The following is a 20586-nucleotide window of genomic DNA, read 5'->3' as shown; positions in this document are numbered from 1 at the left end:
AATGTAAAAGTCTGTACTTCGATAGAGAGATTTTTAGTGCTTATGTATCTAACAGTTTAATTAGAAAAATAGTATTTTAAATTGATGGCATTACTGTTAAACAAAAGTGAATATAAAATTGAGTAAAAGTGATGTGGATATTATAATTACAGGTTATAAAAAGCACATTGAAATGTAAATTATTTTTCATCTAGCAGTCACCCGTAACATAACCATGTATGTATTTAAAACGTATATGCAATTAAGTGGAAAAAATCCCGTTTCAATAATATAGCGGTTAGCTGTTTTACAATAAGGTTGGAATATCTAAATCGTTGTCATTTTATTAATAATCGGTATTAAAACAAAATTCTAAACCCAATGAAAAAAATTATTATTGCAATTAATCTGGTTGTTCTTATAATAACTTTTCTGTTTACAGGAAAGTTTTTACTGAGCGATAGTGTTTTGTAAAATCATTTTCCAATCTGCTCAACAGCATCTTCTTCATCAGCAATATCTTTTGACTGGTATGGCCATTTTCCCTGCAGGTTTGCATAAATAAAATAAACCACAACACCGCTTCCAAAAACCATCAGGAAGGATACAATGATAGTTAAGCCCGTGGCATAAAAAATAAACAGCCACATAGCAATGGCTAAAATAACCGGCAAAGGATACAGCGGCATTTTGTAAGGCAAATCTTTTGTACCGTTTCTCTTTCTTAATAAAATTACACCAATTGCCTGGCCAATAAACTGTATCATAATACGCATGGCTAAAATGCCATCAATAATATGTTTCATTTTAAATAATAAACTAAATACAAAAGCAAAGCCTGCCAGCACTAATAAAGAAACATAAGGAAATTTTTTTGTGGGATGCAGCTTAGCAAATACTTTAAAAAATGCACCGTCAACGGCTGCAGCGTAAGGCACCCGTGAGTAACCAAGCATTACAGCAAACAAAGAAGCCAGTGCTACCCATAATATCATAACAGTTGCAATGTTTGCTGCGTTGCCACCATACAATCTTTCTATAAATGTACTTACTACAAAATTATTTTGATTACTATCTTGCCATCCTTTTATTTCCTGCCAGGGAATTACACTGCTCACACTTACATTCATGGCCAAATACAAAATGGCAATACCAATTACAGAAATAAATATGCTTCGTGGAATATTTTTTCCAGGATTTTTTATTTCTCCACCCAAATGGCAAACATTGTAATAACCCAAATAACTGTACATGGATTTTATGCAGGCCTGCCCAAATACAAATGATGCCAATTGTCCCCAGCTAAAATCAGTATTAATATCTTTTAAAGGCTGTAAAAAATTACCGTTTGCAATGCCGCCAAAAATTATCCAGCCCAAAGTAAGTAACACACCGCTCCACAGCAGCACACCAATTTTACCAATGCTGTCAATTTTTCTGTATAATAAAAAAGTAATGAAGATGATAATGATGCCCGATACCGCTTTTTGCTGCCACACTTCTAAATGAATTAAATAACCAAGGTATTGTGAAAAACCAATGGCAGCCGAAGCGGCAACCAGCGGCGCCTGTATAACAGTTTGCCATACGTATAAAAAGCTCATCATGCGGCCCATGCCATTTTTGCCATAAGCTTCTTTTAAAAAATTATAACTGCCACCTGCTAACGGGTACGCAGCTCCCAGCTCACTCCAAATCATGGCATCTATTAAAGAAAGAATGGCACCGGCAATCCAGGCATACAAATACATACCACCCAAAAGCCCCATTACAATGGGCAATGTAACAAAGGGGCCAATGCCCACCATGTCAATCATATTTAAAACGGTAGATTGAAAAAGACCAAGGCTGCGTTGAAGTTTTGGTGCCGACATTAAAAGATTTGAAAACGGAAATTACAGCATACACCAGTATAAAAAAAACCGGACCTCTTTGCAGAGATCCGGCACTAATCGAAACCATTAACCATTAAACCTTATCCTATGAAAAACCATCTTTAAGTCGGTGTCTGTAAGGGATAGGTTGCAAGGAATAATATTTTTCGCAATAATTTTTTATGCAAACGATTGTGGTTGATAAATTACCAGGCAGCAGCAAACTCTTTCATAAAATCTGGAAAGTTTTTGTTTTTGTATACACCATCACCAAAAAATTTAAGTGGTGGTTCCAGCTCCGATGGTTTAAGATAACCGGAAAGCGGGGCAGGTTGTGCATCTATACTGGATAATAAAACTGTAGTGGGGTAGCCCATGCGGCCAAATAAAAGATACACGGCTAAATCGTTGGCTTTATATGCAGGGTTGTAACCATATTTTTGTGTACCTAAAACAGCAGAGTCTTTCGATTCGGCATTAAACTTTACAGCATAATAATTTTCGTTAATATAGGCAGCAACTTTATCGTTACCATAGGTTTCTTTATCCATTACTTTGCACCAGCCACACCAATTGGTGTAAACATCTATAATAATTGGTTTGGGTTGCTTTTGGTAAGCAACGGCAAGCTCCGTTAAACTCAACCATTTTATCTTTTCTTTTTTAGGAGGATTAAATGAAAATAAAAATGCCGAAACAGCAATTAAAATAAAAAAATATTTAACCTTTTGCATGAAATAATTGTTTTGTAGCTTAGATAGAAAGTAAACGTAAATACATGAATAAAATTGTAGTGGCTATTACCGGGGCAAGCGGTTCAATTTATCCACAATTGTTACTGAAAAAATTAATGAACGTAAAAGACCAGTGGACAGATTTAGCCGTGGTAATGACGGAGAATGCTAAACTGGTTTGGATTACCGAACTGGAGAATGAAAGTTATAAGGATTTGCCCGTAAAATTTTACGGCCAGCAGGATTTTAATGCACCTTTTGCATCTGGCTCGGGGCAATTTAATACCATGATAATCATACCCTGCAGCATGGGCACTTTAGGAAGAATTGCAACCGGCATTTCCAACGATTTAATCACAAGGGCAGCCGATGTAATTTTAAAAGAACGGCGCAAATTAATTTGTGTTGCAAGAGATATGCCTTACAACCTCATACACATCCGCAATATGGAAACGATAACGATAGCCGGCGGAATTATTTGCCCGGCCACTCCCTCTTTTTACAGCAAACCCAAGACGATTGAAGATGTTGCAGCCACTGTTGTAGATCGGGCGCTGGACTTAGCTGGTATAGATATTAAAACTTTTAGGTGGGGGAAATAATGAGCCTGGCCCAGATACTTAGTTTGTTCTTCTTTCAGGGAAAGCTGAAAGGGAGAAAATGCAGAGCATTTTAGCGGAGAATATTTTTGACTACATGACATTAAAATAAAAAAATAGATTGTCAATTGACAATCTATTTTAAATAACTTTTTCTGTGCTTCAGTGCCTCTGTGGCATTCTTACCTCAAATCCACCACCTCAACTCCCGGATATTTCTTCTGATCAAACACAAATTGACCATCGGCAACAGCGCTTGTAGTATTCATACTGTTAACAGCATAAGTATAACGGTTACCCGTTTTTTCAAACACTTTTGTAGAGGCAATGGTTTGTAATTTTTTATTAATGTTCACCAATACTTTGTGAAAAGGTTTGCTTTTATCAATAGGAGTTAATTCCACTTCCTGTACACCTTTTACCTCGCCATTAAGTTTGTATAAAAAATCTTTATCGTAAAAATTGGTAAATAATTTTTGTGGAGTAATGGTATTATTAGTGGGGTCTAACCTGCTAATGGTAACTTCGTTGCTGGCCTTATCATACGTCCATACATTACTGCCATCACAAAAAATTTCCTGGCCACTAACGCTCACACGGTATTTTGTACCTTTCATATAAACGGTTCCGTTTTTAGAGCCTAAATTTTTGCCTGCACCATTTTCCATTTTTAAGGCAAACTTTGCCACTACACTTTTAAACGATTTAAATTTAGCACTTACCGCATCTAAAACTTTTTTAGCAGCAGGGTCGCTTTGTCCCATGCCTTTTGGAGCCTGAGCAAATGTTGCAGTTACACTTATTATCATTAATATAAAACCTGCGAAGAATTTTTTCATGTTAATTGTATTATTTAAAATAAACATCTCTTTATTAAGAGGTTGCAAAGATATGTGAATAGATGGTTTTACACAAGGCGGGTTTAAAGTGCAATATCTAACAAACTGTTAATGTACCCGGCACCCTAAAATAAAAAAAACAACATACCGTTAATCCCGGTAAGATTCTCTATTTTGCAAACACTTCAACTCAGCCACCTGGTTCAACTCAACTTTCGATTCATTTATTAATTCATTTAATTATTTAAAATGACAGAAAGAAACGTTCCAATTTCTCAAAGAGAAATCTATGAGCCATCACAATTAACAGAATTTTTATGGTGGCTTTCCACCGCCGAAAGAGAAATTTTAGTGGACTCAGTTGTTGACAGAAACCGTTACCGCATTATTGGAATGACAGTTTTGGCTACCTGGCTGTTTGCAACTTTTACTTGGACCTATTTTTTCAGCACTATTGTAGATTCGCTGGTAATGGCCATTGCCCTGGGTATATTTATGGGCTTTATCATTCTTACCATCGACAGGGCTTTAATAAAAGGTATTACAAAATTTAATAAGAAAAAATTCACGCCACTTTTATTCAGGGCATTATTGGCCATTACCATTGGAACGTTTATGGCGCAGCCTGCAGTGCTGTATATGTTTGATAAAGAAATAAAAATGCAAACATCGCTGGATAATGAAAAACGTAAAATGGTAAAGCGGCAGGAACTGGATAGTTTATACAGCAACCGTAAAAATGAATTGCTGGCACAAAAAGAAAAAATTAAAACCGAACTGGAAAATAAATATGCTGATGTAGATAAAGCAAGAGCCAATTTTTTATCCGAAACAGATGGCAGCGGCGGTACCGGAAAAATTGGCATTAAAGATATTGCCATTGCCAAACGAAATGAGTATCAAAAATTAGATGGCGACTATCAAAGATTATTAAAAGCAGAACAGGTAAAATTAACAGCAACTGAAAAAGAATTAACAGAAATAGAAGGAAAAATAAAAACCGAAGAAACTGCTTTTACACTATACCTCAACAATGGTTTTTTAACAAGGGTAGAAGCACTGAGTAATTTATTAAAAAATAACCCGCCATTACAATTCCGTTATTATTTAATTGTTTTTATTTTAATGCTGATAGAGTTGATGCCCGTAATTGCAAAAACATTATTACCCAGCGGCAGCTACGACGAAAAAGTGATGTTACGTGAAGAAATGGAAATTGAAATTGCCCGAAGCAATATGCGTAAAGAACAACAATTAAAAGAAATGTACAATCAAATGGCGCATGAATACGATGGCGAAGCCATCACTGCATTTTTCCGGCTTACCAAAGACGACAGGGATGAAAAAATAAGATCATTCAGTAAAAAATGGAAAGAAGAAAATCATCAAACCTTTGATGGCCTTTGGGAGAAGATGAAGAAAGATATTTTGACGAAGCAGGAGAATTAACCTGAAAACTGTTGCATAAACCCCGTCAGCGGTTGCAAACCCTGACGGCGGTTGGTCTCGGTTGGCTCTGCCTTAACCGCCGTCGGGCTAATAGCCGCCGACGGGGTTATTCACTAACTTATTATACACAAACATTCATCGTGGTTTCCTATTTTTGCCAACTATGGCTAAAGCAGTTGGCGAAACTCCCTTAATGCAGCAACACAATGCCATCAAGGCCAAATACCCTGATGCAATCTTGCTTTTTAGGGTGGGGGATTTTTATGAAACTTTTGGTGATGATGCAGTAAAAACTTCCACCGTTTTAGGTATTACACTTACTAAAAGAAATAATGGCGATGAAAAATCTTCACAGTTGGCAGGTTTTCCCCATCATGCATTAGATACGTATTTGCACAAATTAGTAAAGGCCGGTTATCGTGTGGCCATTTGCGATCAGTTGGAAGATCCCAAACAAGCCAAAGGAATTGTAAAACGTGGCGTAACAGAATTGGTAACTCCCGGTGTGGCCACCAGCGATAAACTATTAGAACATAACAGCAATAATTTTTTAGCTGCTTTACATTTTAATGAAGATAAAATTGGCATTGCATTTTTAGACATCAGCACAGGCGAATTTTTTTTAGCCGAAGGCGATGCGGCTTACGCCGATAAACTATTACAAAGTTTAAAACCTGCCGAAGTAATTTTTCAACGCAACAGGCAAAAACAATTCGCAGCATTATTTGGCACTAAATTTTTTACCTACACTTTAGATGAATGGATTTTTGCAGAAGCTTATGCTACCGAAAGTTTATTAAAACATTTTGGTACGCACAGCTTAAAAGGTTTTGGAATTGAATCTCTTTCAACAGCTATTATTGCTGCCGGTGCCATCTTGCATTATTTAAAAGATACAGAGCATCCCAATCTTGGTCATATTACGTCTATACAAAGAATTGATAAGGATGATCATTTGTGGATGGACAGGTTCACCATAAGAAATTTAGAATTATTTGGCGGCGATGGACAAAATACTTTATTAAAAGTGATGGACAATACCGTTAGTGCGATGGGTGCAAGGTTGCTGAAACGCTGGATCATCATGCCTTTAAATAATATCAGCAAAATAAATGAACGCTTAAATACGGTTGAATTTTTTATTAAAGAAATTGAAGTACGAAATAAGATTACTCAGCACATTAAACAGGCAGGCGATGTAGAAAGATTGGTGAGTAAAGTACCGTTAAAGAAAGTTAATCCAAGAGAAGTGTTGCAAATTGCAAAAGGTCTGCAGCAAACTGAAGCTATAAAAATAATTTGTGAAACATCCAGCAATGATTATTTAAAAAGATTAGGCGATTCTTTAAACCCCTGTAAATATATTTTAGATAAAATAGTAAAAGAACTGAATGAAAATCCGCCGGTGGCAGCGGTAAAAGGTGGCGTAATTGCACAGGGTATTAATGAAGAATTGGACGATCTTAGAAAAATAGCCAGTGGCGGAAAAGATTATTTAATTCAGTTGCAGCAGAAAGAAGCATTGGCAACGGGGATATCTTCTTTAAAAATTAGTTTCAACAATGTATTTGGTTATTATTTAGAAGTTACCCATGTACATAAAACCAAAGTGCCGGATACATGGATACGCAAACAAACTTTAGTAAACGCAGAAAGATACATCACTCCCGAATTAAAAGAATACGAAGAAAAAATTGTGGGTGCCGAAGATAAAATTCTCGCCATCGAAATGCAGCTCTTCGAAAAATTATTAAACGAATTGCAGGATTATATTGCACCAATGCAAGTGAATGGGCATGTAATGGCAGTACTGGATTGTTTAAGTTGTTTTGCCAATAATGCTTTGCAGTTCAGTTATAAAAAACCTTTTTTAAATGAAGGCAATATTTTAGATTTAAAAGACAGTCGCCACCCGGTAATAGAAAGATATTTACCTGTTGGCGAACTATATATTGCCAACGATATTTTATTAGATCCTTCTACCCAACAAATAATTATTTTAACCGGCCCCAACATGAGTGGTAAAAGTGCGATACTGCGGCAAACAGCACTCATCACTTTAATGGCACATATGGGTAGTTTTGTGCCGGCAACAGATGCTAAAATTCCTTTAACGGATAAAATTTTTACAAGGGTAGGCGCCAGCGATAATTTAAGCGGTGGCGAAAGTACTTTTATGGTAGAGATGAATGAAACCGCCAGCATCATCAATAATATTACCAGCCGCAGTTTAATTTTACTGGACGAAATTGGAAGAGGAACATCTACCTATGATGGCATTTCAATTGCCTGGAGTATTGTAGAACATTTGTATAACAGTTCTTCTTCTCCCAAAACTTTATTTGCCACGCACTACCACGAGTTAAATGAACTGGAAAATAAATTAGCAACCGTAAAAAATTATCACGTTACCAATAAAGAAGTGGGTAATAAAATTATTTTTTTGCGTAAATTAGCACCCGGCGGCAGTACACACAGTTTTGGTATTCATGTGGCACGTATGGCTGGCATGCCGCCATCATTAATAAACAGGGCCAATGAAATTTTAGTGCAGTTAGAAGAAAGCCGTAACACCAATACCGATGAAACCGTAAAACAATTAAGCGCCCCTAAAATGCAACTCAGCATTTTTGATGCACACTCAGATACTTTTGCCGAGATAAGAAAATTATTGGAAGCTGTTGATATAAATCGGTTAACACCAGTTGAAGCATTGCTAAAATTGCAGGAGATAAAAAGTAAAGTAAAATAGCAGTGATTTTTTTTGAATCGCTTATGTAATCAAACTATTTTCATCATCCAAAAATGTTAAACCTTATTAACACTTGCAGCAAAATTGCCTCACAAGGCATCTTTGTAATAATTTAGCCTTTGAAATGATAAAAAAGTTATCAATACTGCTGTTTTTTGTTTCTGCTTTAACTCTAAAAATAGTTGCACAAACCTGTTCGCTACCGGGGATGACACCGGATAATGCTTATCCAGTTTGTGGCATTGCAGTTTTTCATGAAGATAATGTTACTAATTGCACCGGCCCGAATGTGTCCAGCAGGGGCTGCACTGTTGGAGTAACTTCAAGCAGTTCTTTTTGGTATAAGTTTACCTGTTACCAAACTGGTACGTTGGGTTTTTTAATAAGCGGAATTAATGCTGATGATGATTACGATTGGGGCTTGTATGATATTACAGGAAGAAATCCTGCTGATGTTTTTGCTGACCCTTCACTCGAAATATCAGTGAATTTATATGGTATAGGTGCTGGAGGTACGGTGCCATTTCCCAATTCTCCTACTGGTTGCAGACCAGGTGCATCTGGTAATGTGCATTGCGAAGGCTCTGCAGGAAGCAACACTCCTTTTAATGGAATGCCCACAATTACAGTGGGGCATGAATACTTGTTGATGGTTACCAACTGGACTAAAAGTACAACCGGTTACGATCTTTCTTTTGCCGGAGGCACTGCAAGTATAACCGATCCAAAAGAACCACATTTGCAAAGTGCAAGAGCTGCATGCGATGGTACACAAACAACCATCAAACTAAATAAAAGAATGAAGTGCAATTCGCTCTCGGCAGATGGAACCGAATTTTTTCTAACCCCTAATGTGTCCAATATTATTTCGGCAACAGCGCTTGGTTGCACTTCGGCCTTTGATATGGATTCGCTATTGCTAACATTAGATACACCATTGCCACCGGGTACTTATACCATCACTATAAAAAATGGAAGCGATGGTAATACTATAAAAGATAACTGCGACAGATTAATTCCGGCAGGAGAAAATATTTCTGTTACCGTTTTTCCGGTGTTTCCAACACCCATGGACAGCCTTACAAAAGTTTTATGTGCACCTGATGAATTACAATTAGTATTTAGAAAAAATATCCGTTGCAGCAGTATTGCAGCAGATGGCAGCGATTTTAGAGTGAACATGATTTCGGGCACTGCACCTGTAACAGTAATTGGTGCATCCGGTGTTTGTAATGCCGATGGATTAACACCAGTAATTAAAGTGAAATTAGCGGCACCCATTCAAACAAAAGGTGTGTATCAAATTGAATTAATATCAGGCAGCGATATTAACCCCATCATTGACGAATGCGGACAGGTAACTGCTCCGGGCGCTGCATTAACTTTTTCTACAAAAGATACAGTGAATGCCGATTTTACCTACAATATTCTCTATGGTTGTAAAAGAGATACCATCAATTATTTTCACGATGGCAGAAACGAAGTGAATTTATGGAAATGGAATTTTGATAATATTCGCAGCAGCACATTGCAAAATCCTTCGATGGTGTATGCAACATTTGGACAAAAAACGGCGCAGTTAATCGTATCCAACGGTGTGTGCAGGGATACTTCTGCAATAAAAAACATTTTATTAGATAATGATTTAAAAGCAGCTTTTGAAGCAACAGCTGTTGTTTGTCCTGGCGATTTAGCAAGTTTTAAAGATAACAGTATTGGTAATATTTTGATGTGGAACTGGGATTTTGGAAACAATAATACCAGTAATTTACAATCGCCTCCCAAACAGGTTTACCCTTATTCAAATATTATTCGTGATGTACCGGTACAATTAATTGTAACAAATAATATTGGCTGCAGCGATACTGCAACACAAAAAATAAAAGTAGTAGGCAATTGTTATATTGCAGTACCCAATGCGTTTACTCCCAATAACGATGGCCTTAATGATTATCTCTATCCATTAAATGCTTACAAAGCAAAAGATTTAATTTTCAGGGTATATAACCGCTTTGGTCAAGTTCTTTTTCAAACAGCCAACTGGACAAATAAATGGGATGGTACTTTTAAAGGACAGGGTGCCGACCCTGGAACTTATGTTTGGATATTGCAATACACCCATATTGATACTGGTAACCGGGTGGAGCAAAAGGGAACTACGGTGCTATTACGGTAACTTTTTACAGCAACTTTATTTCTTCTCTGTATAAAAAATTCCACTGCATTTTTTCGATAGATAAATTTCATTCTTCACCATTTATTTTTTCTAATTCTGCCAAGTAAAAATATTTTCTTAATTTACTTTTTGTTAAACCCAAAACTAACATGAGTAATTCCTTATTCCGAACAAAAAAAATAGAAAATATTTTAGCCGAAGGCAGTGATGATCCGCATGGAGGCGGAGGATTAAAAAGGGTACTTTCTCTACGTGACCTTACTTTTTTTGGTATTGCAGCAATTTTAGGTGCAGGAAGTTTTAGCAGCCTTGGTGGCGCTGTGTTTCATGGCGGTCCGGGTGTGGTAATATTGTTTATTATTACCGCTATTGCCTGTGCGTTTACCGCATTTTGTTACAGCGAATTTGCCAGTCGTATTCCTGTTGCCGGCAGTGCATATACATATGCATACGCAAGTTTTGGCGAATTGTTTGCCTGGATAATTGGCTGGGCTTTAATAATGGAATATTCTATCGGTAATATTTATGTTGCTTTTAGCTGGAGCGATTATTTTACTTCTTTTTTAGATAAGCTCGGGGAGTTGATGCATACTAATCTTCATATTCCTGATTATTTCAGCAACAGTTATTCCGAAGTAAAAAATGCTATTAAAGAAGGAACCACTAACTCAGGAATGTTATACGCCTGGAATAATGCCCCTGTAATTGGCGGGTTGAGAATGATATTAGACATACCTGCATTAGTAATAAATTTATTGATTACATATTTGGTTTACCGGGGTATAAAAGAAAGCCGCAACTTTAGTAACATCATGGTTATTCTTAAACTTTTGGTGGTGCTGCTGATTATTGTTGTGGGTGGATATTTAGTTTTTTCGAACGGGCTTACTTTTAACTGGACACCACCCGATGATTCAGGAACCAAGTCTTTTATGCCCAATGGGTTTAGTGGTGTAATGGCTGCCGTTAGTGGAGTGTTTTTTGCCTATATTGGTTTTGATGCAGTAAGTGTGCTGGCAGAAGAAAGTAAAAATCCACAAAGAGATTTACCGAAGGGAATGATCTTATCGTTGGTAATTTGTACAGTTGTTTATATTTTATTAACGCTTGTACTTACTGGTGCTGTTAACTACAGAAAATTTGATGGAGTGGGAGATCCACTGGCATTTATTTTTGAAAAAGATAATTTAAATGTAGGATGGATGCAATTTTTTGTATCAATTGCTGCTGTAGTGGCTATGACGAGTGTGTTGTTAGTTTTTCAAATGGGTCAGCCACGTATATGGATGAGCATGAGCCGTGATGGATTGATGCCGCCTGTGTTTCAAAAAATTCATGCAAAATATAAAACACCTTCGTTTGCAACAATCATTACAGGTATAGTTGTTGGTTTGCCCATTTTATTTACCGATAAAACTTTTGTTCTCGATTTTACAAGCATTGCTACTTTATTTGCTTTTGTTTTAGTGTGTGGTGGTGTACTGTTAATTCCCCGGAGGGAAAAACAGCAGGGACGTTTTCATATCCCGTTTATTAACGGTCAGTTTGTTTTTCCGTTAATAGTTGCTGGTGCAATTGTAATGGCAGCTTCACTTTCTAAAACTTATTTTACCGATATGTTTAATTTCGATTTTAGTGGTAATGAAGATTACACCAGCGGCAAAATAAGTTTTATGGATGCGGCTACACCAAACATTTCGTTAATTATTTTTTGGTTGAGCGCTGTAATACTTGCAGTAATAACAATTGTAAAAAAATATTCCCTTATCCCATTAATGGGCCTTATTACCTGTATGTATTTACTTACCGGCATGACAAAAAGTAACTGGGCTTGGTTCCTTGGCTGGTTAGGCATAGGTTTAATAATTTACTTTTTATATGGTTATAGAAAAAGTAAACTGGCAAACAAATAATTTTTGCTGCACATATCAGTCAAAAATCTTTTAAAATACGGAAGCCAAAACCTTCCGTATTTTTGTGCCATGAAATACGAAGTTGGCGATAAAATTACCGTACTGCTTACCAATGAAGATGGTAAGGTAGTGGAAATTATGAATGAAAAAATGGTAATGATCGAAGTGAAAGGCGTTCGTTTTCCGGCATACATGGATCAGATAGATTTTCCTTACTTTAAAATGTTTACCGAAAAAAGGGTAGCCGAAAAAAAGAAAATTTTTATTGACCAGGTGCAAAAAGAAAAAGCAACTGTAAAAGCTAAAGAAGGCGAGGGCATTGTATTATCGTTTCTTCCGGTTTTTAGCAAAGATGTTTTTGATGATGATGTGGTGGAAAAATTTAAAATTCATTTGGTTAACCAAACAGAAACTGCTTACAACTTTACTTACAATTTAATGATTGGTGGCGAAAGTAATTTCCAGTTAAAAAATACTATTGAACCATTAGCAGATTTTTATTTGCACAATGTAGATTTTGAAGAATTGAGCGACAGCCCCCGTTTTGATTTTGAGTTTACTTTAAAAGAACCTGATAAAAGAAAGGCACCTTTTTATGAAGTATCGCTAAAATTAAAAGGCAAACAAATTTTTAAAAAGATTGAAGAGATACAGTTAAAAAACGAGCCCACTTTTGGGTATTTATTGTTTGATAATTATCCTAATAAAGTTGATGAAGAAAAAGTTGACCTGAGCAGCCTGGGTAATGCCGGTTACAGGGTTTACGACGCTTCAAAAGTTAAAGAAAATTTAGAACCTGCAAGAACTGTTGTTGATTTACATATAGAAAAACTAACCGATAGCTGGAAGCATCTTACCAATTTTGAAATGCTCACCCTGCAGTTAAAAGCTTTTGAAAAATATTTTGAACTTTCCGTTGCCCATCGCCAGCCCTTATTAACCATTATTCATGGTGTGGGTACAGGTAAATTAAAAGATGAAATACACGACAGTTTACGGTTGAAAAAAGAAGTGAAATCTTTTGTAAACCAGTACAATCCTCAATATGGCTATGGTGCAACTGAAATTTATTTTCAATATTAAGCCTTGCAGCAATTTCCTGATCGGCCCAGTTTTTAAAAGGCAGTAAAATGAATTGTGTTTATTTTAACAGAATTCCTTAATTTCGCTATACAGCCTTGCTTATGAAGGATTAATACTCTGTATCCCACCGAAGACACCTCTCAAAAAAACAAGATAATCAGGTTTAGATAAATGAATTGAAAAACTGTTCAAGAGTTTTCATTTGTAAAATATTTTTATTTTGAAAAGACTGCTACTATTCTTTTTTTTATTTTTTATGATGATTAATGCATCTCTGGGGCAGGTGTACTGTGCATTAAATTTATTAGAATCCTCCTCCGTGCCCAGGCAAAAATTTGAGAGCTACGTTTCCAAAAAAGGATTTGCTTATTTAGGTTCATCTTATAAAAGTGATACTGTTGCCAGGGATTATAATTTTAGAGGTATTGGAAAAAGGAAAATCACCGATTCAATTGAAAGAGCAGTAACCATATTTACTACCAAAGAAGATTTTTGTTTTACCTACCGTACCACTTCTCCACAGGAATACGAAAAAATTAAAAGCGATATTAAGAAAGATGGTTTTTTTTGTAACGAGGAAAAAGAATCACTTACAAAGGGACATTCCTTAATGTATCAAAGCAACGATGTTACTGTAACTCTATCTTCAAAACCTGTTGATACATTAACAGAATATTCTTTTTTAATTCGCAAACAAATTTTGCCCAAACCAAAAGAAATTTCTTTTGCAGAAGATCTGTCAGTTTTTAACTCACACGAATACCTGCGCTTTTATTTTGGCGATAAAAATGTAAAAAAAGATATTTATTATCTCTCAGAAAAAAAGATAGGGAAATGCTCTATCATCTTTCCTAATACCAGCAGGCAGGTGGTTTTTTTATGGGCCGATGAAGTGAATAATTGTAATCTTTTAAAAATTTATATTGGTGGTCAATTAATGGCAGAAAGCTCAATGGAATATGATCAAAACGTGGCTGAAAACCTATGGCGTTTAAAAAGTGGTATAAGGCCAGGTATGAGTCTGTATCAATTAAGAATACTAAATGATGCGGCTTTTAATTTTAATGCCGGCAATTCATCAAACACAGGAATGGTATCAACAGACAGTACAGGCAAAATAAATTTTAAAAAAGAAAATATTATTTTGGGCTGTATGAATTGTAATGATGCAGCATTTTATAAAAAAGCTGTTATCAGTTCTGATGAAGCTATTGAAGAAGAAAGGATACTTTTTGTACACACCATAATTCTTGATCCGGTAAAAACTAAAGCCGAAGGAAAGCCATCTAAAAAAATGGCTTTCAACTAATCAGGATTTTAAATCTCCCTGCCATTTTATTTTTTTTAAGATTAATTTCTTTTGCGAACTTTACTGCTTGTTTTTTGTTTTTCAATTTCTAAAATTTAATCTCATGAAATGTTATCAATTAGTTTTTTGTGCAACAGCTTTACTATTTGTGGCATGCAACAACAACACCGCCACCGAAAAAGAAATTGTAAAAACACCTGTGATAAAAGAAGAAAGTGTAAGTTATGGCACAGATAGCGCAAAGCTTACCGGCTTTGTAGCTTACGACTCTGCTTCCACAGCAAAACGCCCTGTAGTTTTAATTGTGCATGAGTGGTGGGGGTTAAATGATTATGTAAAAGGCCGTGCAAAGCAATTAGCAGATCTGGGTTATTTAGCAATGGCGGTGGATATGTATGGCGATGGTAAAATGGGGAATAATCCTGACGAAGCCGGTAAACTGGCAATGCCATTTTACACCAATGCTGCTTTAACAAAAAGCAGGTTTGATGCAGCTTTGGCAAAAATAAAAATGTACAGCCAGGCCGATACTGCTAAAATTGCAGCCATTGGATATTGTTTTGGAGGTGCCATGGTTTTAAATGTTGCAAGGCTGGGAGAAAATTTAAATGGAGTGGTAAGTTTTCATGGCGGGTTGGTAGGTACACCTGCTGATAAAAATTTATTAAAGGCAAAAATTTTAGTTTGTCATGGTGTCGATGACCTGTTTGTAAAACCCGAAGAAGTGGCAACCTTTAAAAAACAAATGGATTCAATTGGTGCCGATTACACATTTAAACAATATGCAGGTGCAACGCATGCCTTTTCAAATCCTGGGGCAACAGAAGTGGGGCAGCAATTTAAAATACCCATTGCTTACAATGCAGCAGCAGATTCAACTTCTTGGAATGATATGAAAGATTTTTTTACAAAGATTTTCAAATAATATATTTCGTATACGAAAACGGGTGCAGTTTAATACTGTACCCGTTTATATTGTAGTTTTTCTTTAATTTTTATTTTAATTCTTCTTCAATAACTTCCTGAAAATTATTTTCATTTTCCATTATCCACATGGGAAGTTTACTCTGAGTTATTTTCCAGCCGCTTTCCTGTTTTTGCATTTCAAAAATAATGCGGTTGCCCCTGTCGTCAGTTACATTAATTGAGCATATATCTTTATTTACAGGGCTCAAATGATTTCTGAAATTAAATTCCCTCAACCGTCCCTCGGCTTTAATCAATTTGGTAAATTGAATATTTTTAAAAAACTCCAGTTTCATTTGATAAGATTTAGGTGTAAGACGTATCGTCACTTTTGAATTCACAATTTCAATGCCATTTCCTTTTAAAACAACTATTGTAACGAAATTGTGCAAAATTTTTAATATGCCGGTCTGTATAAAATTAATTTTCTGTTAATTAAGAATCTTCAGTTTTGTAAAAAATTCTTCTTCATCTACTTCTTTTATTTTTCCCGGTTCTAAATTACCCAGTTCGAGGTTTTCAATTCCCACACGAATTAATCTTTTGCAGCGGTGCTTGATTGCTCCGATCATTTTTCTTACCTGGTGGTATTTACCTTCGGTAATAGTTATTAAAAGCCAGGTAAAAGGCGGATAACCAGTAAGTCTTGGCTCCATAATGCAAAATGCTTCAGGATTTTCCACTACCAGTACTTCACAAGGCGAAGTAGTGTACATAATGCCTGTTTTTATTTTAAAGCTTACCCCGGTTCTTAAACGGTGTAAATTTTCCTGGCTTATTACATTATTAATTTGAACTAAATAAGTCCTTTTATGAGGGATATCACTTAAAAATAATAAACGGGTAATTTTTTTATTGGTAGTTAAAAGTAATAATCCTTCTGAGTGATTGTCTAACCTGCCTATTGCATGTGTACCTTCCGGGAAATTAAAATTTAAGTCGCTCAGCAAACCCACCTGATGTGAGCTTACAAATTGCGATACCATATTAAAAGGCTTGTACACAACAAAGTAACGGGGAGGTGCTGAGGGCATAAATTATTTATAAACACAATTTTAGTAATTTATGCTGAAAGTAATAAAAATAAAAAAGCATCAAGTTTTGTTTCTACCTGTTTAATTACTTAAACCTGTATCTTACTAACCCGATGCTTTCGTTTGAGTAACTCTTTACTTTTTATGGTATTTCGCTTCTCAATTGTACAATAAAAGTACAACATTACAGTACCCGTTTCCAAATTCTTAAGGCTGGTTTTATGCACCTGTTTTGCACTTGTTATGCACATTTTATTTTTTTAGATTTACTTTCAGGAGGCGAATACTGTTGGAGTTAAGTTAAAAAATGAATTTTATTTGAAGCTTTACAGGTAAAGCAGGGAAATGTTTAATAAATAATGTTTAAACATTGTGTATTTTCCTTTATTTTTACTTTTTTTTAAATAATATGATTCCTGTAAAAAAGAAAACCCCCTGGGTTAAAAGAATACTTATTGGTGGATTTATATTATTGCTGGCCGGTGCCATTGCAGTATGGTTTATTTTTACTGAAAAGTTTAGCGATACGAAAGAGCGTAAGGCTGCCTTTACAGTAAATGCAATGGATTTTATTGATGAGTTTGAAAAGAATGACAGCCTGGCAAATATAAAATATGCTGAAAAAATAATTACAGTTAATGGCAGGGTTAGTGAAACTGAAGCGGCTGATACCACCATTAATATAAAAATGATTGATACTGCAACGGATGCGTATATAATTTTTGCATTTCAGCAGCAGCATTTAAACGAGGCTAAATCACTAAAGGAAGGCGACAGTGTTTCTATTAAAGGTTCCTGCAGTGGCGGCTCTTACAGCGAAATTTTAGAGACGGAATTTATAACCTTTAAAAGGTGTGCAATTAATAAATAAACTTTTAAAACAAATAAAAAACAAACACATGAAAAAAACAATTATCCTTTTTGCATTAGTAGCTTTTACGGCTGTTTCTTTTGGTCAAAAGAAAAGAACTACTACTTCTGCTACAATTAATTTTGATGCTACAACTAAATTAGATGCTTTACCAAAAGCTGAAAATAAAACAGCTGTTGCAAGTCTTAATACAAAAACGGGAGATGTAGCTTTTGAAGCGATTGTTAAAAACTTTGCATTCTCTAATCCAAAAATTCAGGAGCATTTTAATACTGCTGGCTGGATGGATTCGGATAAATTTCCTAAAGCAACTTTTAAAGGAAAGATCACTAACCTTTCTGCTGTAAACTTTAAAGCAGATGGTACGTACAGTGCTGATGTGACCGGCGACTTAACTATGCATGGTGTTACAAAACCTGTTACCACAAAAGCTTCAGTTGTTGTAAGTGGCAAAACAATCACTACAACTTCCGACTTTACTGTTGCATTGGCTGAGTATGATGTTAAAGGCGCTGCAATTGGTGCTGGCAAAGTTTCAACAGATCCTAAGATTTCTGTTGTAGCAGAGTTTAAATAATTCTAAAAAAATATACTTCCCGTAGGCAAAATTCTTATTTTGTTTACGGGATTTTTTTATTTGTAAATTCAATCTACTCCATAATAAAAGTTCAGTAAAGCTATAAATGTACAAGAGTGCGACGCAACGATGCTAAACAGCATTACAAATGCTTGTCACAAAAAAAATCTCCAACTATTTTAAACTCTAAAACGTAAACCTCTAAACCTTAAACTCCTAAACTTAATTTTCTTATTTTTGCGCCATGACAATAGAACAGATAAAGGCTCTGAGAGACCGTACAGTGGTTTTGAAGAGATTTCTTTGACGTAGAAAACCGGGAAGCTAAAACAGCTAACGACAAACAACTTTCTCTTTCGCCGGGCTTTTGGGATGATAACGCCAGGGCCACCGCCATTTTAAAAGAAACAAAAGTTAATGAGTACTGGATAAATCTTTTTTATTCGGTTAATACTGCTGTAGAAGATTTTGCAGTGTTGTTTGAATTTTGGAAAGCAGGCGATACTACAGAAGAAGAAGTGAAAGAAGCTTTTAATGATGCAGTAAATAAAATTGAAGAAGCAGAATTTAAAAGCACACTGAACGAACCAGAAGACGAATTGCCTGCAATGCTTCAAATTAACAGTGGCGCCGGCGGTACCGAAAGTCAGGACTGGGCAGAAATGCTGGCCCGTATGTTTAGAATGTATGGTGAAAAACAAGGCTGGGCAGTTACAGAAATGGATTGGCAATGGGGCGATGGCGCAGGTATAAAAACTTGTACCTATAAATTTGAAGGTGCCTTTGCTTATGGTTTTTTAAAATCAGAAAGCGGTGTGCATCGCTTAGTTCGTATTTCTCCTTTCGACAGTAATGCAAGAAGACATACCTCATTTGTATCGGTAAATGTTTATCCGTTGGTGGATGATACTATTAACATTAAAATAAACCCTGCCGATGTAAAAATGGAAACCAGCCGAAGTGGTGGTGCCGGTGGACAAAACGTAAACAAGGTAGAAACCAAAGTTCAATTAACGCATATACCCACAGGCATTGTGGTAGTTTGCCAGCAAGACAGGAGCCAGCTTGGCAACCGGGAGTTAGCTATGCAAATGCTGAAGAGCCGTTTGTACGAAATAGAATTGCAAAGGCGTAACGAAATAAAAGATGCTGCCAACAGCAAAAAGAAAAAAATAGAGTGGGGCAGCCAGATTCGCAGTTATGTTTTTCATCCTTACAAAATGATTAAAGACCACCGCACAGATTACGAAGTAGGAAATGTTGGCCCCGTAATGGATGGCGAACTTGATGGATTTATTAAAGCGTATTTGATGAGTGAGAAGGAAGATCAGAGTGCGTAATTTTTTTGGGGACAAGCATTTGTAATTCTACCGAGCATCGTTGTGTCACTCACTTCAACTGCATACCTTTGTTCAACATTAAAATCAAACAGTATTTAAATATTAAAAAATTATTTTTATGCAATACGGAGATTTTTATTATCCCATTCCTGCAAACGAACCTGTACTTTCTTATGCTTCCGGTTCGGCAGAAAAGAAAAGATTAAAAGAAGTTTTAGCAGAGTTAAAAAAAGAAACAATTGATGTACCTATGTACATTGGTAACGAAGAAGTGCGTACCGGAAAAACAATGGAGATTCGTCCGCCGCATGAACGTAAACATTTGCTTGGGCAATTTCATATTGGCGAAGCCAAACATGTAACTAAAGCAATTAATGCAGCATTAAAAGTAAAAGATAAATGGGCAGGCATGACCTGGGAGAACAGGGCGAATATATTTTTAAAAGCAGCAGATCTTTTAGCAACAAAATACCGGCCTTATATAAACGCCACCACCATGCTGGGCCAAAGCAAAAATGCTTTTCAGGCAGAAATTGATGCGGCATGTGAGTTAATAGATTTTTTAAGATTCAACGTTCATTTTTTAAGTGATATTTACCGCCAGCAACCTATTAGCGGTGCAGGCATGAATAACAGGATGGAGTACCGGCCATTGGAAGGATTTGTATTTGCATTAACGCCATTTAATTTTACAGCCATCGGCGGTAATTTACCTACATCAGCAGCCATGTGCGGCAATGTAGTAATTTGGAAATGTGCTAATACCCAGGTGTACAGTGCACAAATGTTTATGCGTATTTTAAAAGAAGCCGGCTTACCCGACGGCGTTATCAATTTAGTTTTTATTGATGGACCAACTATCGGCGAAGTAGTATTTAATCACCCTGATTTTGCAGGCCTGCATTTTACGGGCAGTACCGGTGTATTTAATTTTATGTGGAAAACGATTGGAGAAAATATGAGTAAGTATAAATCGTATCCTCGTATTGTTGGCGAAACTGGTGGAAAGGATTTTGTAATTGCACATAAATCGGCCAACCCAGATGTGGTAGTTACTGCTCTTGCCCGTGGCGCATTTGAATACCAGGGAC

Annotated in this window: 17 protein-coding genes; 12 read left to right on the top strand and 5 right to left on the bottom strand. The window is 36.1% G+C overall.

Annotated elements, in window-relative coordinates:
• Positions 1-455: 455 nt before the first annotated feature.
• Complete coding sequence (locus ACY651_RS15630; protein ID WP_462254416.1) at positions 456-1853, bottom strand: APC family permease; 1398 nt, start codon at positions 1851-1853, stop codon at positions 456-458.
• 206 nt (positions 1854-2059) lie between these two features.
• Positions 2060-2587 (bottom strand): thioredoxin family protein, encoded by a 528-nt coding sequence (locus ACY651_RS15625; RefSeq protein ID WP_462254414.1) that lies wholly within the window; start codon positions 2585-2587, stop codon positions 2060-2062.
• A 44-nt stretch (positions 2588-2631) separates the two neighbouring features.
• On the opposite strand from ACY651_RS15625, the gene ACY651_RS15620 reads away from it, so the two are divergent.
• Positions 2632-3189, top strand: coding sequence for a UbiX family flavin prenyltransferase (locus ACY651_RS15620; protein ID WP_462254412.1), 558 nt, complete (start codon positions 2632-2634; stop codon positions 3187-3189).
• A 179-nt stretch (positions 3190-3368) separates the two neighbouring features.
• Here the strand turns inward: ACY651_RS15620 and ACY651_RS15615 are convergent, their stop codons facing one another.
• On the bottom strand, positions 3369-4025 hold the full coding sequence (locus tag ACY651_RS15615) for a LolA family protein (RefSeq protein WP_462254410.1): 657 nt from the start codon (positions 4023-4025) through the stop codon (positions 3369-3371).
• Positions 4026-4274: 249 nt separating this feature from the next.
• Here ACY651_RS15615 and ACY651_RS15610 point away from each other — a divergent pair, with 249 nt between their 5' ends.
• The 7 genes from ACY651_RS15610 to ACY651_RS15580 all read left to right on the top strand — a co-directional run bounded on the left by ACY651_RS15610 (position 4275) and on the right by ACY651_RS15580 (position 15632).
• Positions 4275-5474, top strand: a complete 1200-nt coding sequence (locus ACY651_RS15610) for a DUF4407 domain-containing protein (protein ID WP_462254408.1) — start codon at positions 4275-4277, stop codon at positions 5472-5474.
• A 163-nt stretch (positions 5475-5637) separates the two neighbouring features.
• Positions 5638-8226 carry a DNA mismatch repair protein MutS gene (mutS, locus tag ACY651_RS15605; RefSeq protein ID WP_462254406.1) on the top strand — a complete coding sequence of 863 codons (2589 nt, stop codon included), beginning with the start codon at positions 5638-5640 and terminating at the stop codon, positions 8224-8226.
• 124 nt (positions 8227-8350) lie between these two features.
• Positions 8351-10402 (top strand): T9SS type B sorting domain-containing protein, encoded by a 2052-nt coding sequence (locus ACY651_RS15600; RefSeq protein WP_462254404.1) that lies wholly within the window; start codon positions 8351-8353, stop codon positions 10400-10402.
• A 149-nt stretch (positions 10403-10551) separates the two neighbouring features.
• Entirely contained in the window at positions 10552-12315 is a 1764-nt protein-coding gene (locus ACY651_RS15595; RefSeq protein WP_462254402.1) for an amino acid permease, read from the top strand.
• Positions 12316-12384: 69 nt separating this feature from the next.
• The gene (locus tag ACY651_RS15590; protein WP_462254400.1) at positions 12385-13398 is read left to right on the top strand and encodes a Smr/MutS family protein; all 1014 of its coding nucleotides are present in this window, start codon (positions 12385-12387) and stop codon (positions 13396-13398) included.
• Positions 13399-13618: 220 nt separating this feature from the next.
• Entirely contained in the window at positions 13619-14707 is a 1089-nt protein-coding gene (locus tag ACY651_RS15585) for a hypothetical protein (protein WP_462254398.1), read from the top strand.
• A 103-nt stretch (positions 14708-14810) separates the two neighbouring features.
• The gene (locus ACY651_RS15580) at positions 14811-15632 is read left to right on the top strand and encodes a dienelactone hydrolase family protein (RefSeq protein ID WP_462254396.1); all 822 of its coding nucleotides are present in this window, start codon (positions 14811-14813) and stop codon (positions 15630-15632) included.
• 70 nt (positions 15633-15702) lie between these two features.
• On the opposite strand, the gene ACY651_RS15575 is transcribed toward ACY651_RS15580, so the two are convergent.
• Together ACY651_RS15575 and ACY651_RS15570 are read right to left on the bottom strand one after the other, a co-directional pair.
• A complete protein-coding gene (locus tag ACY651_RS15575; RefSeq protein ID WP_462254394.1) occupies positions 15703-15969 on the bottom strand; it encodes a hypothetical protein in 267 nt (88 codons plus the stop codon).
• A gap of 135 nt (positions 15970-16104) precedes the next feature.
• A complete protein-coding gene (locus tag ACY651_RS15570) occupies positions 16105-16707 on the bottom strand; it encodes a pseudouridine synthase (RefSeq protein ID WP_462254392.1) in 603 nt (200 codons plus the stop codon).
• 409 nt (positions 16708-17116) lie between these two features.
• Between ACY651_RS15570 and ACY651_RS15565 the strand changes: the two genes are divergently transcribed.
• The 4 genes from ACY651_RS15565 to ACY651_RS15550 all read left to right on the top strand — a co-directional run.
• Positions 17117-17578, top strand: a complete 462-nt coding sequence (locus ACY651_RS15565) for an OB-fold protein (protein ID WP_462254390.1) — start codon at positions 17117-17119, stop codon at positions 17576-17578.
• 28 nt (positions 17579-17606) lie between these two features.
• Positions 17607-18155 (top strand): YceI family protein, encoded by a 549-nt coding sequence (locus ACY651_RS15560; protein WP_462254388.1) that lies wholly within the window; start codon positions 17607-17609, stop codon positions 18153-18155.
• A 244-nt stretch (positions 18156-18399) separates the two neighbouring features.
• A protein-coding gene (prfB, locus tag ACY651_RS15555) for a peptide chain release factor 2 (protein ID WP_462254386.1) occupies positions 18400-19495 on the top strand; the annotation gives its coding sequence in 2 pieces (ribosomal slippage) (positions 18400-18459 and positions 18461-19495; 1095 coding nt in all).
• 118 nt (positions 19496-19613) lie between these two features.
• Positions 19614-20586, top strand: a 973-nt coding sequence (locus tag ACY651_RS15550) for an aldehyde dehydrogenase family protein (protein ID WP_462254384.1), incomplete at its 3' end; no start/stop codon positions are given.

The organism is Ferruginibacter sp., assembly GCF_031391665.1.
Classification (GTDB): Bacteria; Bacteroidota; Bacteroidia; order Chitinophagales; family Chitinophagaceae; genus Ferruginibacter.
Note: the sequence above shows the minus strand (reverse complement) of the source record. Positions and strands in the feature narration are given on the sequence as shown.

Coding starts and splice junctions, on each gene's coding strand:
- ACY651_RS15630 (WP_462254416.1), bottom strand. CDS start 1,853: ATGTCGGCACCAAAACTTCAACGCAGCCTTGGTCTTTTTCAATCTACC.
- ACY651_RS15625 (WP_462254414.1), bottom strand. CDS start 2,587: ATGCAAAAGGTTAAATATTTTTTTATTTTAATTGCTGTTTCGGCATTT.
- ACY651_RS15620 (WP_462254412.1), top strand. CDS start 2,632: ATGAATAAAATTGTAGTGGCTATTACCGGGGCAAGCGGTTCAATTTAT.
- ACY651_RS15615 (WP_462254410.1), bottom strand. CDS start 4,025: ATGAAAAAATTCTTCGCAGGTTTTATATTAATGATAATAAGTGTAACT.
- ACY651_RS15610 (WP_462254408.1), top strand. CDS start 4,275: ATGACAGAAAGAAACGTTCCAATTTCTCAAAGAGAAATCTATGAGCCA.
- mutS (WP_462254406.1), top strand. CDS start 5,638: ATGGCTAAAGCAGTTGGCGAAACTCCCTTAATGCAGCAACACAATGCC.
- ACY651_RS15600 (WP_462254404.1), top strand. CDS start 8,351: ATGATAAAAAAGTTATCAATACTGCTGTTTTTTGTTTCTGCTTTAACT.
- ACY651_RS15595 (WP_462254402.1), top strand. CDS start 10,552: ATGAGTAATTCCTTATTCCGAACAAAAAAAATAGAAAATATTTTAGCC.
- ACY651_RS15590 (WP_462254400.1), top strand. CDS start 12,385: ATGAAATACGAAGTTGGCGATAAAATTACCGTACTGCTTACCAATGAA.
- ACY651_RS15580 (WP_462254396.1), top strand. CDS start 14,811: ATGAAATGTTATCAATTAGTTTTTTGTGCAACAGCTTTACTATTTGTG.
- ACY651_RS15575 (WP_462254394.1), bottom strand. CDS start 15,969: ATGAAACTGGAGTTTTTTAAAAATATTCAATTTACCAAATTGATTAAA.
- ACY651_RS15570 (WP_462254392.1), bottom strand. CDS start 16,707: ATGCCCTCAGCACCTCCCCGTTACTTTGTTGTGTACAAGCCTTTTAAT.
- ACY651_RS15565 (WP_462254390.1), top strand. CDS start 17,117: ATGATTCCTGTAAAAAAGAAAACCCCCTGGGTTAAAAGAATACTTATT.
- ACY651_RS15560 (WP_462254388.1), top strand. CDS start 17,607: ATGAAAAAAACAATTATCCTTTTTGCATTAGTAGCTTTTACGGCTGTT.